Source organism: Micromonospora sp. NPDC049051, assembly GCF_043197575.1.
Classification (GTDB): Bacteria; Actinomycetota; Actinomycetes; order Mycobacteriales; family Micromonosporaceae; genus Micromonospora.
This window is the reverse complement of record NZ_JBICTL010000003.1, coordinates 220,442-234,339: the sequence shown is the minus strand read 5'-3', so window position 1 is coordinate 234,339 and position 13,898 is coordinate 220,442. Positions and strand designations below refer to the sequence as shown.

14 protein-coding genes are annotated in these 13,898 nt (G+C 75.8%); 7 read left to right on the top strand and 7 right to left on the bottom strand.

Features of this window, described 5'->3' with window-relative positions:
* Positions 1 to 15: 15 nt before the first annotated feature.
* From ACGFIR_RS13220 to ACGFIR_RS13205, 4 genes are read right to left on the bottom strand one after another with little or no spacing between them, the layout of a single operon-like run.
* Entirely contained in the window at positions 16 to 1,122 is a 1,107-nt protein-coding gene (locus ACGFIR_RS13220; RefSeq protein ID WP_393145004.1) for a CapA family protein, read from the bottom strand.
* A 30-nt stretch (positions 1,123 to 1,152) separates the two neighbouring features.
* Positions 1,153 to 2,004: an alpha/beta fold hydrolase gene (locus ACGFIR_RS13215; protein WP_393145002.1), complete on the bottom strand. Its 852-nt coding sequence runs from the start codon at positions 2,002 to 2,004 to the stop codon at positions 1,153 to 1,155.
* Positions 2,001 to 2,927, bottom strand: coding sequence for an SDR family NAD(P)-dependent oxidoreductase (locus ACGFIR_RS13210; protein WP_393007576.1), 927 nt, complete (start codon positions 2,925 to 2,927; stop codon positions 2,001 to 2,003). The genes ACGFIR_RS13215 and ACGFIR_RS13210 overlap by 4 nt, the downstream gene beginning before the upstream one ends.
* Positions 2,920 to 4,404: a flavin-containing monooxygenase gene (locus tag ACGFIR_RS13205; RefSeq protein ID WP_393145000.1), complete on the bottom strand. Its 1,485-nt coding sequence runs from the start codon at positions 4,402 to 4,404 to the stop codon at positions 2,920 to 2,922. The genes ACGFIR_RS13210 and ACGFIR_RS13205 overlap by 8 nt, the downstream gene beginning before the upstream one ends.
* Before the next feature lie 112 nt (positions 4,405 to 4,516).
* Here ACGFIR_RS13205 and ACGFIR_RS13200 point away from each other — a divergent pair, with 112 nt between their 5' ends.
* Positions 4,517 to 5,179, top strand: coding sequence for a TetR/AcrR family transcriptional regulator (locus ACGFIR_RS13200; protein ID WP_393144998.1), 663 nt, complete (start codon positions 4,517 to 4,519; stop codon positions 5,177 to 5,179).
* Between the two features lie 105 nt (positions 5,180 to 5,284).
* Here ACGFIR_RS13200 and ACGFIR_RS13195 read toward each other — a convergent pair whose 3' ends face one another.
* The 3 genes from ACGFIR_RS13195 to ACGFIR_RS13185 form a co-directional block, all read right to left on the bottom strand.
* On the bottom strand, positions 5,285 to 6,184 hold the full coding sequence (locus ACGFIR_RS13195) for a hypothetical protein (RefSeq protein WP_393144996.1): 900 nt from the start codon (positions 6,182 to 6,184) through the stop codon (positions 5,285 to 5,287).
* Complete coding sequence (locus ACGFIR_RS13190) at positions 6,181 to 7,242, bottom strand: WxL protein peptidoglycan domain-containing protein (protein WP_393144994.1); 1,062 nt, start codon at positions 7,240 to 7,242, stop codon at positions 6,181 to 6,183. Before ACGFIR_RS13190 ends, ACGFIR_RS13195 begins: the two co-directional genes overlap by 4 nt.
* Before the next feature lie 86 nt (positions 7,243 to 7,328).
* Positions 7,329 to 8,819, bottom strand: coding sequence for an HtaA domain-containing protein (locus ACGFIR_RS13185; RefSeq protein ID WP_393007566.1), 1,491 nt, complete (start codon positions 8,817 to 8,819; stop codon positions 7,329 to 7,331).
* Positions 8,820 to 9,003: 184 nt separating this feature from the next.
* Here ACGFIR_RS13185 and ACGFIR_RS13180 point away from each other — a divergent pair, with 184 nt between their 5' ends.
* Genes ACGFIR_RS13180 through ACGFIR_RS13155 form a run of 6 tightly spaced genes read left to right on the top strand, consistent with a single transcriptional unit; the run spans position 9,004 to position 13,813 of the window.
* Positions 9,004 to 9,831 (top strand): hypothetical protein, encoded by an 828-nt coding sequence (locus tag ACGFIR_RS13180; protein WP_393144992.1) that lies wholly within the window; start codon positions 9,004 to 9,006, stop codon positions 9,829 to 9,831.
* Positions 9,828 to 10,862, top strand: coding sequence for a hemin ABC transporter substrate-binding protein (locus ACGFIR_RS13175; RefSeq protein ID WP_393144991.1), 1,035 nt, complete (start codon positions 9,828 to 9,830; stop codon positions 10,860 to 10,862). The genes ACGFIR_RS13180 and ACGFIR_RS13175 overlap by 4 nt, the downstream gene beginning before the upstream one ends.
* Positions 10,859 to 11,947, top strand: coding sequence for a FecCD family ABC transporter permease (locus ACGFIR_RS13170; protein WP_393144990.1), 1,089 nt, complete (start codon positions 10,859 to 10,861; stop codon positions 11,945 to 11,947). The genes ACGFIR_RS13175 and ACGFIR_RS13170 overlap by 4 nt, the downstream gene beginning before the upstream one ends.
* Positions 11,948 to 11,967: 20 nt before the next feature.
* Positions 11,968 to 12,846, top strand: a complete 879-nt coding sequence (locus ACGFIR_RS13165; RefSeq protein WP_393144988.1) for a heme ABC transporter ATP-binding protein — start codon at positions 11,968 to 11,970, stop codon at positions 12,844 to 12,846.
* Positions 12,843 to 13,511, top strand: coding sequence for a heme oxygenase (biliverdin-producing) (locus ACGFIR_RS13160; RefSeq protein ID WP_393007556.1), 669 nt, complete (start codon positions 12,843 to 12,845; stop codon positions 13,509 to 13,511). Before ACGFIR_RS13165 ends, ACGFIR_RS13160 begins: the two co-directional genes overlap by 4 nt.
* Complete coding sequence (locus ACGFIR_RS13155; RefSeq protein WP_393144986.1) at positions 13,508 to 13,813, top strand: DUF2470 domain-containing protein; 306 nt, start codon at positions 13,508 to 13,510, stop codon at positions 13,811 to 13,813. The genes ACGFIR_RS13160 and ACGFIR_RS13155 overlap by 4 nt, the downstream gene beginning before the upstream one ends.
* Positions 13,814 to 13,898 lie beyond the last annotated feature (85 nt).

Sequence of the window (13,898 nt, the reverse complement as noted above, 5' to 3'; positions counted from 1 at the left end):
TGGCGCGGGCCACCGTCAGTGCGCGCGCAGCGTCAGCAGCCCGTCGCCGTCGGGGACGAACCCGGATGCGAACGGCGGGCCGAAGCCGTCGAGCAGCCCCGCCAGCCAGCGGGTCTCGTCGGGCGCGGCCCGCTCCAACCGCATCCGGCGCATCCGCACCGGGGCCGCCCGCAGTCGCCGCAGCGCCCCGGTGGCCGCGTCGAGGGTCGGCAGCCACAGCAGCCGCAGCCACGGCCGGTACGCCTCCCGCCCGCCGATCCCCTCGTAGTCGTCGACCAGGTCGCCGCAGCCGTAGAGGATCAGCCGGTCGCGGTACACCTCGACGGGGCGGGGGTGGTGCGACGAGTGACCGTGCACCACGTCCACGCCGGCGTCGACGAGGCGGTGGGCGAAGTCGACGTGCGCGGGCGGCACCTCGTACCCCCAGTTGGTGCCCCAGTGCACGGAGACCAGCACCCGGTCGCCCGGCCCGGCCACGGCGGCGATCCGCCCGGCCAGCGCGTCCGCCGTGGCGACCGAGACCTCCGGCAGGTACGCCACCCCGGGTGCCCCGGTGGTGGCCGCCCAGGGCGGGGGCACCCCGCTCGACGGCGCGGCCACCGACCAGACGAGCAGCCGGCCGCCCGCGCGCAGCGGCACCCGGGCGGGCCGCCAGGCCGCCGCCGCGTCCCGGCCGGCGCCCGCCGTGGCGATGCCGGCGCCGCCGAGGGCGTCGAGGGTGTCGGTGAGTCCCACCGGGCCGAAGTCGAGGCTGTGGTTGTTGGCCAGGGCGCAGACGTCGAGCCGGGCCGCGGTCAGGCAGGCCAGGTTCGCCGGGTGCATCCGGTAGTGGATGGCCTTGGCCGGGGCGTGCCCGCCCCGGCCGGTCACCGCGGTCTCCAGGTTGACCACCCGCGCGTCGGGCCGTACGGCGTCGAGCAGGTCGAGCGCCTCGCCCCACGGCCAGGTCGGGGGTGCCGGACGCGGCATCGGCCCGCTGGCGGCCCGGGCCAGCTCGACGTAGTCGCGGGCGTCGCGTACCGCCGGTTCGCGCAGCTCGGGCGGGCCGGGGGCGGGCAGGATCGCGTCCACGCCCCGGCCGGTCATCACGTCGCCGCCGAGGAAGAGGGTCAGCTCGGGCACCGGGCCCGCTTTCCCCGTGCCGCCGCCCCCTCACCTGCCGACGGCGGCCTCGGCCCAGAAGTCCACGAGCAGGCGGTGGAACTCCTCGGCGCACTCGATCTGCGGCATGTGCCCGCAGTCGGCGAACAGGTGGGAGCGCGCCTTCGGCAGCCGGGACCGGGCGGCGTCGAGGTGCGTCGCCGGCAGGATCAGGTCCCGGTCGCCCCAGACGACCAGGGTGGGCAGGTCGAGCCGCGCCACCTCGGCCAGCAGTTCCTCACGCCACTGCGGGCTCACGCCACGGAAGGTGCCGAGGCTGCGCGCGGTCTCCAGCATGACCCGGGCGGCGTACGGCTGGCGGGCGACCGTCAGGGCGTGGGCGACGCGTTCGGCGGTGGCGAGGGCCGGGTCGTGGAAGAGGGCGCGCTCCACGCGGCGGGCGACCCAGCGGTTGGGCCGCAGCAGCAGCCGGCCCAGCGGGCGCAGCGCCAGCAGCCGCAGCGCGATGGTCACCTCCCGGCCGAAGCCGGCGCTGTTGACCAACGTCAGGCTGGCCACCCGGTCCGGTTCGGAGGCCGCGAGGCGCATGGCGACCGCACCGCCGAGGGAGTTGCCGACCACGTGCGCCGGCTGGTTGACGCCCACGGCGTCGAGGTAGCGGGCGGCGAACTCGCCCAGCGCCGGCAGGGTGCAGGGGCGGGCCATCGGCAGCGAACCGCCGTAGCCGGGCAGGTCGACGCTGTGCACCCGGAACCGCTCGGCGAGCAGTTCGTGCAGCTCGGTGAAGTCGCGCAGGGTGCGGCCGATGCCGTGCAGCAGCAGCACCGGCGGCCCGTCGCCGTCGACGCGGTGGCACACGCGCCGGCCGTCGACGGTGACGTGCCGCCGGGCCGGGGCGCTCACGCCGGCTCCCCGGCGGTGTCGGCCGCCGGGGTCGCCTCCGGCTGCCGCTGCGTGGGGGCGGGCGGCCCGGTGGTGAGCCGGCGGGCGGGCTCGCCCGCGATCCGGTTGAGCCCGAAGGCCAGGACCCGCTGGTACGACACCGGCGCCACCCGGGCCAGCAGATCGGGCAGCTTCGCCGACCAGCCGATCAGCACCCGACCCCGGCGGCGGTGCACGCCGCGCAGGATCACCTCGGCGGCCCTGGCGGGGTCGATGGTCAGCAGTCTCTCGAACTGCCGGCGGCCGGTCTCGAACTCCTCGGCGGGCACGCCGCTGCCCACCCGGGCGTTCTGCGCGATCCGGGTGCGGATGCCGCCCGGGTGTACGCAGGTCACCCCGATGCCGTCGCCGGCCAGCTCCTGACGCAGCGCCTCGGTGAAGCCGCGCACGGCGTACTTGCTGGCCGCGTAGGCGGTCTGCCCGGCAGGGGCGATGATCCCGAAGAGGCTGGACAGGTTGACCAGGTGCGCGCCTGGCTCGGCCCGCAGGGTGGGCAGCAGCGCGTGGGTCAGCTGCACCACCGCCCGGAAGTTGACGTCGACGACCCAGCTGAACTCGTCCAGGCTCACCTGGTCGAACCGGCCGCCCAGCGCCACCCCCGCGTTGTTGACCAGCAGTCGTACGGCCGGGTGGCGCCGGCGGATCTCCTCGGCCACCTGGGCGGTGGCGGCGGCGTCGGCCAGGTCGACCACGTAGGCGGTGAGCTGCCGTTCGGGGTGTGCGGCACGGACCGCCGCGACGACGGCGTCGAGCCGCCCCGCGTCGCGGTCGACCAGCACCAGGTCGCTGCCCCGGCGCGCGAGTGCGTGGGCGAGGGCCTCCCCGATCCCGCTGGCGGCGCCGGTCACCACGGCCGTGCCGCCGGTGAAGACGAACCTACGCACGGACGGTCCTCCTTTCCGGTGTGCCGGCGCGGGAGAACCGCACGCCGGGGTCAGTGAGCCGGCCGTGCCGCATCAGCAGGACGTCCCGGGCATAGTTCTGGTGCAGCCGCCACGGCGCCCGGGTGCCCTGCTTCGGCAGGGCGTCGACGCTGCGCAGCACGTAGCCGGCCGTCAGGTCGATGATCGGCTCCCGCTCCCCGTCGGGGGGCGGCAGCGGGGTGACGACCTGCTGGCCGGTGCGGTCCAGGTGCCGCAGCAGCCGGCAGACGTAGGTGGCGACCAGGTCGGCCTTGAGCGTCCACGAGGCGTTGGTGTACCCGATGGTCATCGCGAAGTTCGGCACCCCGGAGAGCATCATGCCCTTGTACGCGACGGTCTCCGGCAGGTCCACCCGCGCGCCGTCCACGCTCAGCGTCATACCGCCGAGGGCGAGCAGGTTGAGCCCGGTGGCGGTGACGACGACGTCCGCGGCCAGTTCCTCGCCGGAGGCGAGCCGGACGCCCCGCTCGGTGAACGTCTCGATGGTGTCGGTGACGATCGACGCCCGCCCGCGCGCCAGCGAGGTGAACAGGTCGCCGTCGGGCACCACGCACAGCCGCTGGTCCCAGGGGTCGTAGCGGGGCGAGAAGTGCCGGTCGACGTCGTAGCCGGCCGGCAGCCGGCCCCGGGCCGCGCGCAGCAGCAGCCGCCGGACCAGGGCGGGCGCACGCCGGCTGAGCTGGAAGTTGGCGGTGGAGAGCAGCACGTTCTTCCAGCGCACCACCGGATACGCGGCCTTCGCGGGCAGCCAGCGCCGCAGCGCGTCGGCGAGCACGTCGCGCGACGGCAGCGCCAGGACGTACGTGGGTGAGCGCTGGAGCATCGTGACGTGGGCGGCCCGCTCGGCCATCGCCGGCACCAGGGTCACGGCGGTGGCGCCGCTGCCGATCACCACCACCCGCTTGCCGGTGTGGTCGAGGTCGGCGGGCCAGTGCTGCGGGTGCACGATCCGCCCGGCGAACCGTTCGGTGCCCGCGAAGCGCGGGGTGTGGCCGGCGTCGTAGCGGTAGTAGCCCGCGCAGGTGAACAGGAAGGAGCAGGTCAGGGTGACCGTCTCGCCGGTGTCGTCGCGGTGGGCGTGCACCGTCCAGCGGGCGCTGGCGCTGTCCCAGTCGGCCCGCAGCACCCGGTGGCGGAAGCGGATGTGGTCGGTGACGCCGTACTCGTCGGCGGTGCGGCGGACGTAGTCACGGATCGAGTCGCCGTCGGCGATGGCCTTCGGGTCGGTCCACGGCTTGAAGGAGTAGCCGAGGGTAAACATGTCGGAGTCCGACCGGATGCCGGGATAGCGGAACAGGTCCCAGGTGCCGCCGATCGCCTCGCGGGACTCCAGCAGCGCGTACGTCTTCCCGGGGCAGCGGCGGCGCAGGTGGCAGGCGGCGCCGACGCCGGACAGGCCGGCCCCGACGATGAGCACGTCGACATGGTCGATGGCCATCTCGTCTCCATCCGCCGGTGTGACACCGGACACTAGCCACTACTGTCGAGGCGCGTCAACACCGCGTCGAGTTCGATCGACAGTGTGTTGATCCGGTGTAGAGTCACCGGGCATGACACCCGCCCGTACGGTCACCGGCAGCGCCACCGGGCGCGGACGGCGCGCGGCGCGCTCCGCCGGCGACGAACGGGAGCTGGCCATCCTGGCCACCGCCGAGCGGCTGCTGCGGCAGCGGCCCTTCGCCGACATCTCCATCGACGAGCTGGCGCGCGGAGCGGGCATCTCCCGGCCGACCTTCTACTTCTACTTCCCGTCCAAGGACGCGGTGCTGCTGACGCTGCTGGACCGGGTCATCGAGGAGGCCGACAGCGCCGCCGGGGACGTGCTGGAGCGGCTGGCCGAGGACCCGCGCACGCGCTGGCGGGAGCTGATCGGCCGGTTCCACGAGACGTTCGGCGCGCACCGCGCGGTGGTGCTCGCCTGCGCCCAGGTACGCGGCACCAACGCGGAGGTACGCCAGTTGTGGGCGACCGTGCTGGAGCGCTGGGTGCACGCGATCGAGACCGCGATCGAGGCCGAACGGCGGCGCGGAGCGGCCCCCGACGGCGTGCCGGCCCGCGACCTCGCCATCGCGCTGAACTCCATGAACGAGCGCGTCTGGTACGCCACGTTCGCCGGCGACGGGCCGGCGGTGGCCGAGGGCGACGTGGTCGACGTGCTGCGCGACGTCTGGCTGGCGGCGATCTACCACGGCACCGCTCCCCCGCCGGCCTGAGCCCGCAAGGTCCGGGCCGGCTCGGTCGCGCCCGGCCCCGGGCGCGGAGCGGGGTCGTCGCGCCTGGCGGACCGGCCGGGAACCGGGCACGGGCGGGGTCCGGCGTCACGTCCGCCGGTCGACGGGCGGCCGGGCCACGCCGGTGGCGGCCCGGTGCGCCGGTCGATGCCGCCGCCCCGGCCGCGCGAGCGCCCACAGCAGCGGCGCGGCGACCAGGCCCAGCAGGCCCCAGGGGTGACGGGCCGCCTCGACGGTGAAGGCGACGGGCCGGGTGGGCGACTCGATGCGACCGTGCAGTTCGTGCCGGCCGATGACGGTCACGTCCGTCGGGACGCGGATGCGGTACTCGCGGGTCTGCCCGGCCCCGATCGTGCCGAGCGGCGGGGCGTCGACGAGCGTGTGCACCCGCCCGGGCCGGCCGAACAGCAGCGAGAACGGGGGGTCCACCGCGTCGGCGGGGCCGACGTTGCGCAGGGCGAGGTCGACCGTCAGGTCTCCCGGCACCCCGAACCAGCCCCCGACCCCGGCGCGGTCGGCGGCGCGCAGGTCGGCGACGACCAGCTCCGCGGCGCCGCCCGACACGGGCGCGGGCGGCGCGTTCACGCCCGCCAGCGGCAGGGCGACGGCGGCCTGGGTGCCGCCGGTGGGCGTACGGGCCCGCAACAGGCAGGGGCAGCCGACCGGTGAGGCGGCGAGCCGCACCGGCAGGCTGACCGTGCCCGAGGCCGGCACCTGCCCGTGCCCGGCCCCGCTGGTCGCGCAGTCGAGCGCGCCACGGCGTGCCGCGTTGCCGCAGACCTCGATCTGCACGGTGCCGGCCGGCCAGCCGCTGAGGGTGACCGGAATCTGCGTGCCGGCCCGCAGCGTGCCGGCCGGCACGGCGATCCGTGGCGTCGCCGGCGCGGCGGACGGCGGGGGCGTGGCGGCGGTGGACGGGGTCGGCACGGCGGGCACCGGGGAGGCCAGCGTGAGCAGTGCGGCGGCGGCCGGCAGGAACCGGGTCACGGCGCGCCGCCGGCGGTGCCGGTCACCGGCCGGGTGGTCGGGGGCACCGCGACGGGGCCGGCCGTACGGGCGGCGCGGGCACGGCGGCGCAGCCGGACCGTGAGCCAGCCCGCCAGCACGGCCAGCGCGGCGAGCAGCAGCCACGGGGGCGCCCACGTGCTCGCGGCACGGCGTACCGGTGGCAGCGCCGTGTCCACGGTGGTCGGCGCCAGGTCGATCTCGGCGGTCAGCAGGAGGGCCGGCGGCACGCCGGTGACCCGCTCGGTGACGGTGAAGGCGCCGCCGGGCAGCAACTCGGGCAGGTCCACCGGCGCCGTACGGGCCAGCCGCCAGCCGAACGGCCCCTCGACGGCCACCGCCCCCGTCCCGGCGACGCGCACGTTGCCCGTGTTGCGTACGCGATAGGTGACGACGGCGTCGCCGCCGCCGGCCGGATTGATCGGGTTGTCGTAGCTGACGCTGACCGACTCGACGGCGACGGCGGGGCGGACGTCACCGTTCACCCGGAGGTAGACCCGCGCGGCCAGTCGCTGGTCCACCCGGACCTGCTGCCCGTCGGCGGTGGTCCGGGCCTGGGCGATCGCGGCGATCACCCCGCCCGCGTGGTCGCCCGGCGTGGCGTTGGCGGGCACACTCAGCCGGAACGGGATGTCGGCGCGGCGCCCGGGCGCCACCGTCCAGGCCCGTCGGTCGAAGCGGATCCAGGAGCCGACGTCGGTGGCCGCCCGGTCGGCCGGCAGCAGGGCGAAGGCGCCGTCGGCGGTGGTGTAGGCGTCGGTGCCGTACACCTGGAAGGTCAGCGGCCGGTCGCTCAGGTTGGTGACGCCGAGGTGGTCGGTGAGGGTGGCGCCGGGGGCCAGGTCGTAGATGAAGTAGTTGCGCCCGGTCGGGCCGTCGGGCCCCGACGGCTGTACGGCCCACCGGGTCGCGGCGGGGCCGGGCGTCGCCGGGCCGGAGGCGGGGGCGGGGGCGGCGACGGCCGCCGACGCCGGCCCCGCCGCGAGCAGCGCGGCGACGAGCGTGACACAGATCCGGGACAGAAGGGTGACGAGGGGCATTGCCGGCTCCGGGTGGATGGATGGCGGTGGCGCGGCCGGTGGGGCGGGCCGTGACGGGCCCGCCCCACCGGTGTTCCGGCGCCGACCTAGGAGAGGGTCAGGGTGAGGGTCGCCGCGTAGTCGCCCGCCGCGGCGGACACCGGCACCCCGAGGTTCAGCTGGGCACCGCAGGTGAAGGTGCCACCGCTGGCCCCGGCCGCCGAGGTGCACAGCGACCGGGCCTCGCCGAGGCCGGCACCGGGCGCGGCGACCGCGCCCGGTACGACCGTGCCGGTCCTGCCGGCCAGCGGGTCGTCGACCGCGACCGCGCTCGGCACCCAGCCGAGGTTGTTCGCGGCGATGACCCCGCCGGTGCTGGAGGTGAAGTCGGAGACCTGCCCGACGAGGCTCCAGCCGGCGTCGGTGCCCCGCAGGTCCGCCACGGTGGCGTCGTGCAGTGCCCCGCTGGCGACCTGGCCGTTGGTGACGGCCGGCAGCGCGACGGAGGAGCCGGCCACGCCCAGCGTCAGCGGGCCGCCCTTCACGGTGGCGGTGATCCGCTGCTCGGCGTCGCCCCCACCGGTGCCGGTCCCCGCGAAGGTGACCGGCGTGAAGGTGTCCTGGCTGCGATCCGCCGAGCCACGGGCCGCGAAGGTGATGACGTAGCACTGCACGGCGGTGCAGTCCACCCGGTTGCCGGTGCGGTCGGTGTAGACCGCGCTGATCGGCAGCGTGGTGCGGAACGTCCCGTCGGCGTGGAGCCTGTCCCGCGCCTCCGTCGGCTCGTTCGTCGCGTTGACCCACTTCGTCACCTGGAGCACGCCGGCGTTCGCCCAGTGCTCGTCGACCCGGGGGCCGAACGAGACGTAGATGCCGGCCGCGCCGTTGGCGGCGGGGTCGAAGCCGGAGCCCTCGACCGTGATCGTCGCCCCCGACGGGTCGAGCCCGCCGGGCGGGGTGACGGTCACCGCCGGGCGCGCCGGCCCGGCGTCGCCGCTGGTGAACGTGAACGACACCGGGTCGAGCGCGTCACCCGCCGCGTAGAAGCCGTTGAACGCCGTGGCGCCGGCGGCGGTCAGCGTCGCGGCCAGGTTGCTGCCGCCCCCCGTCGCCGGGCTCCCACCGAGCGCGAGCGTCGCGATCGTCGCCTGCCGTACCGACACCGGCTCGGCCGCCGACGTGACCAGGTCGACGTCCGCCTTCAGCACGGCGTCACCGCCGGAGACGGCGACCGTCGGGTTGGCCAGGGTGATGGTGAACATGTGCGCGGGGTACGAGAAGACGACGGTGCCGCCGTACTCCGCGTTGGTGGCACCGGTGGCGGCGTCGTGGGTGCCCCCCGCCGACGGGAAGGTGAACGTGCCGTCGGCGTTGATGGTGGCGCCGTTGCTCGCCGCGATCGGCGGGGTGCCGTTACCGGTCGCGACGTAGGTACGGAACGACTTCTTGAATCCCCAGGTCAGGGCGCCACCGGTGATGTCTGCCTCGGCTGCCGAGGCGGGGCCGGCGCCCACGAGTGCGGCCGACAGGCCGACGGCGGCGACCGCCGCCCACCGCATCGACCGCCGCCAGGCGTGACCGGCTCTGGATCGGATCATGCTGGATTCCTTCTCTTGATCCGCTACGGACAGTCAGTAAGGTAAGGCAACCCTAAGATGTTGGCCATCTGCGTTTGGGTCGGCTATCCGGACCGAACAACCCCTTGCGAACTGGATCTTCGTAACTTAGGTTAGCCAAACCTAAATTCTCCGGCCTTGCCGCCGACGCCTCGTGAGGAGTCCGATGCGAACCCAGCGTCACGTCTTCCTGGCCGCCGCCCTCGTCGCCCTCGGCGTCGTCGCCGCGCCCCCACCCGCGTACGCGGGCACCGGACGCGGCCCCGAGGGCCAGACGCTCAGCGTCACCCCCAGCACGGGGCTCGCCAGGTCCGGCGCGACCGTCACCGTCACCGGGCGTGGGTACGACGTCACCAAGGGCATCTACGTGGCGTACTGTGTGGACAACGGGGCCGGCGCGGTGGCCAGCCCGTGCGGCGGCGGGGCCGACACGACCGGTTCACTCGGGGCGTCGCACTGGATCTCGTCGAACCCACCCTCGTACGGCGAGGGGCTGGCCGTGCCGTACGGGACCGGCGGGTCGTTCCGGGTCACGCTGCGGGTCACCCCCACGATCGGCGACGTCGACTGCACCACCCGCCGCTGCGCGGTGGTGACCCGTACCGACCACTCCCGTGCCGCCGACCGCTCGCAGGACGTCCGGGTGCCGACGACCTTCGCCAGCGCCGCCCCCGCGCCGGCCAGCCCCCGCCCGGCGACCTCGGGCGCCACCGCCACGGGCCGCGCCCCGTCGGCTTCCGCCGGCACGCCGGGTGCCGCCGCCGCGCCGGCCGCCACGACGGCCCCGCCCGCCGCCCCCGCCGGTGCACCGGTGGCCGTCGCCGCCGGGGACGCCGCCCCGACCGCCGCCGCGCCGAGCGAACTGGCGATCAGCCGGGTCAGCACCGCCACCGGATCCGGTCGCGGATGGACCGTCGGGCTGCTGGTGCTCGCGCTGTCGGCCACGACCCTGCTGGGCCTGCGCGCCTGGCGCCGCCGGGGGCGGGCCCGATGAGCGGGACCGCCCGGCGCCGTGGCCTCGTACCGGCGGTCGCCCTGGCGGTGCTGCTCCTCGGGCTCACCGGTTGCGCCGCGGCCACCTCCGCCACGCCGATCGCCCCGGCGGGCTGCGGCCCGGTCACCGCCACCCTGGACAGCACCGACGTCACCGCCCTGCGCCCGGCGCCCACACCCGTCCTGCCGGCCACGGTCACCTCCGCCGACGGCACCGCCGTCACCGTCACCGACGCCAGCCGCATCCTGCCGGTGAACCTCTACGGCTCCATCGCCGAGACGGTGTTCGGCCTCGGGCTCGGCGCCAACGTCATCGGCCGGGACACCTCGACCACGTTCCCGGCGGCCGCGCACCTGCCGGTCGTGACCCCGGCCGGGCACGACCTGTCGGCCGAGTCGGTGCTCGCGCTGAACCCGACCGTGGTACTCGCCGACGACAGCATCGGGCCGCCGGAGGTGCTCCGCCAGCTGCGCGCCGCCGGCATCCCCGTCGTCCTCATCGAGGCCGAGCAGACCCTGGCCGCCGTGCCGGGACACGTCCGCGCCGTCGCCGCCGCCCTCGGGGTCCCGGCGGCCGGCGAACAGCTCGTGTCCCGGATCGAGAGCGAGATCGCCGCCGCCCGCCGGAGCGCGCCCGAGGGCCGCTCGCCCCGGATCGCCTTCCTCTACCTGCGCGGCACCGCCGGCGTCTACCTGATCGGCGGCGAGGGAGCGGGCTCGGACGCGATGATCGAGGCGATCGGCGGCGTGGACGCCGGCAGCGAGATCGGCCTGGCGAAGTTCCGCCCGCTGACCAGCGAGGGACTGATCAACGCCGCGCCGGACGTGATCCTGGTGATGAGCTCCGGGCTCGCCTCCGTGGGCGGTGTCGACGGCCTGCTGAAGCTTCCCGGGGTCGCACAGACCCCGGCCGGAGCGGCCCGCCGGATCGTCGACATGGACGACGGCACCCTGCTCACCTTCGGCACCCGGTCGGGGCGGACCGTGCAGGCCCTGGCCGCCGCCGTGTACTCCTGCGGCGGTCCGTCATGACCCGCGTCGACACCCCCGTCCGGACCCCGACGAAGCCTCCCATCGCACGCCCGTCCCGGCGCGGTCCGGTGCTGCTCGCCGGTCTCTCCGCCGCCCTGCTGCTGATCGCCCTGGTCGCGGCGGGCCGGGGGCAGGTGCAGGTCTCCCCCGCCGAGGTGCTCGGCTCGGTCCTGCACCGGCTCGGCCTGGACGTCGGCGCCCTGCCGACGAACCCCCAGGGCGAGAACGCGCTCTGGATCGTCCGCTTCCCCCGGGTGGTGCTGGCCGCCGTCGTGGGTGCCGCGCTCGGTTGCGCCGGCGCCGTCATGCAGGGCGTGTTCGGCAACCCGCTGGCCGAGCCCGGCGTCATCGGTGTCTCCGCCGGAGCGGCCGTCGGCGCGGCCCTCGCCATCGTCACCGGGGTCACCGTCCTGGGTGCCTGGACCGTGCCCGCCGCCGCCTTCGCCGGCGGACTCGCCACCACGTACGCGGTCTACCTGCTGGCCCGCGCCAACGGCCGGACCGAGGTGGTGACCCTGGTCCTGACCGGCGTCGCCGTCAACGCCGTCGCCGGTGCCGTGATCGGACTGCTCATGTTCGTCGCCGACGAGTCCGGGGTGCAGGCCATCGCGTTCTGGAACCTGGGCAGCCTGGCGTCGGCGAACTGGTCGGCGGTCACGCTGGCCGCGCCCTGCCTGGCGGTCGGTCTGGCCGTCGCGTACACCGACGCCCGCCGGCTCGACCTGCTCGCCCTCGGCGAGCCCGCCGCCCGCCACCTGGGGGTCGACGTCGAACGGCTGCGGATCCGCATGATCGTGGTCACCGCGCTGCTCGGCGCGGCGGCCGTGGCCTTCACCGGCATCATCAGCTTCATCGGCCTGGTGGTGCCGCACCTGGTCCGGATGGTCGCCGGGCCGGGACACCGCGTGCTGCTACCGGCCAGCGCGCTGGGCGGCGCGGTCGTGGTGATCGCCGCCGACCTGGCCGCCCGCACCCTGGTCGAGCACCAGGAGCTCCCGCTCGGCGTGCTCACCGCCGTCGTCGGCGGGCCGGCCTTCTTCTGGCTGCTGCGCCGCACCCGCAGCCGGGCCGGAGGCTGGGGATGAACCCGGCGCGGGGTGGGGTGGTGGACCGTCTCCGGGCGCGCGTCCCGCGTCGTTGGGCGGCGCCGCGCGTGCCGACGCCGGTGCCCCGGGGAACGGTCCGGGTACGGGTGGCCGGCCTGCGCGTCGCCCGCGCGGGGCGCGCGGTGCTCGACGGGGTCGACCTGCGGATCCGCTCCGGCGAGGTGCACGCCCTCGTCGGCCCGAACGGGGCGGGCAAGTCCACCCTGCTCGCGGCCGTCAGCGGTGACCTGCCGCCCGTGGCGGGCACCGTCGAGATCGACGGAGTGCCCCCGGACGGCTGGTCGCCGGTGGAACTGGCGCTGCGCCGCGCCGTGCTGCCCCAGCGCAGCACCCTGAACTTCCCGTTCACCGTCGACGAGGTGGTGCGGATGGGACGGGCGCCGTGGGCGGGCCGGTCGGAACAGGGCGACGACGACGAGGTCGTCGCCGACGTGCTGGGGCGCTGCGACGTGACCCGGTTCGCCGACCGGCCGTACCCGTCGCTGTCGGGCGGCGAACAGGCGCGCGTCGCGCTGGCCCGGGTGCTCGCGCAGCGGGCCGCCGTGCTGCTGCTCGACGAGCCGACCGCCGCCCTCGACCTGGGCCATCAGGAGCTGGTCATGAGCATCGCCCGGGACCGGGCGCGGGCCGGCGACGCCGTGGTGGCCGTGCTGCACGACCTGACCCTCGCCGGCGCCTACGCCGACACCGTCACCCTGCTCTGCGACGGGCGGGTACGCGCCGCCGGCCCGCCGGCGCAGGTGTTCACCGCACCACTGCTCAGCGAGGTGTACCGGCACGACGTCGAGGTCGTGCCGCATCCCCACACCCGGCTACCGTTGGTCGTTCCACGACGGCGGCGACCGGCCCGGACTTCCGTCACCATGGAGGAGACATGAGCCCGACCACCACGTTCTCGGCCGAACTACGCGCCGCCAGCGCGGAGGCCCACCAGAGCGCCGAGTCCCAGCGGTACGTCTCCGCGCTGCTGGCCGGCGACCTGGACCGCGCCGCCTACACCGCACTGGTGGTGCAGTACCACGTGATCTACGAGGCGCTGGAGGACGCCGCCGAGGCGGTGCGCCACGACCCGCTCGCCGGCCCGTTCGTCGACGACGCGCTGACCCGACTGCCCGCGCTCGCCGCGGACCTGGAGTTCCTGCTCGGGCCCGACTGGCGCCGGCGGATCGAGCCGACCCCGGCGACGGCCGCGTACGCCGCCCGCCTCGCCGAGGTCCGCGCCGGCTCGCCCGAGCGGTTCATCGCCCACCACTACACCCGCTATCTCGGCGACCTCTCCGGCGGGCTGCACATCGGACGATCGGTCGCCCGGCACTACGGGCTGACCGGGGACGCCGGAGCGGCGTTCTACCGCTTCGACGGGATCCCCAGCCCGAAGGCGTACAAGGACGCCTACCGGGCCAGGCTGGACGGCCTCCCGCTCGACGAGGCGGGACGGGCGCGGCTGCGGGACGAGGTGCTCGTGGCGTACCGGCACAACACCGAGGTCCTCGCCGCCCTGTCCCACCTCGTGCCGGCCGCACACGTGGAGGGCGCCGCGTGAGCGCCCCGTTCGGCGCCGACGTGGTCGCCGCCGTCTGCCGGCACATGAACGACGACCACGCCGGGGACTCGCTGCTCATCTGCCGCACGCTCGGCGGGCAACCGGCGGCCACCCGGGCCCGGGCCACCGGTCTGGACGCCGAGGGCATGGAGTTCGCCGTCAGCGTGGACGACGTCGAGGTCCCGGTGCGGGTGCCGTTCGCGTACCGGCTGACCGAACGCGCCCAGATCCGGCAGGAGGTGGTGCGGATGTACCGGGATGCCTGCGCGCGACTCGGTCTCCCGCCCCGCCAGTCCGGCTGACCGGGCGGCGGTCGCTCCCACGCGTACCCGCGGCCCGCCGCGGCGGAAGAGAAGGGCCGTGGCTGCCCGGTGGACCGGTGCCGGC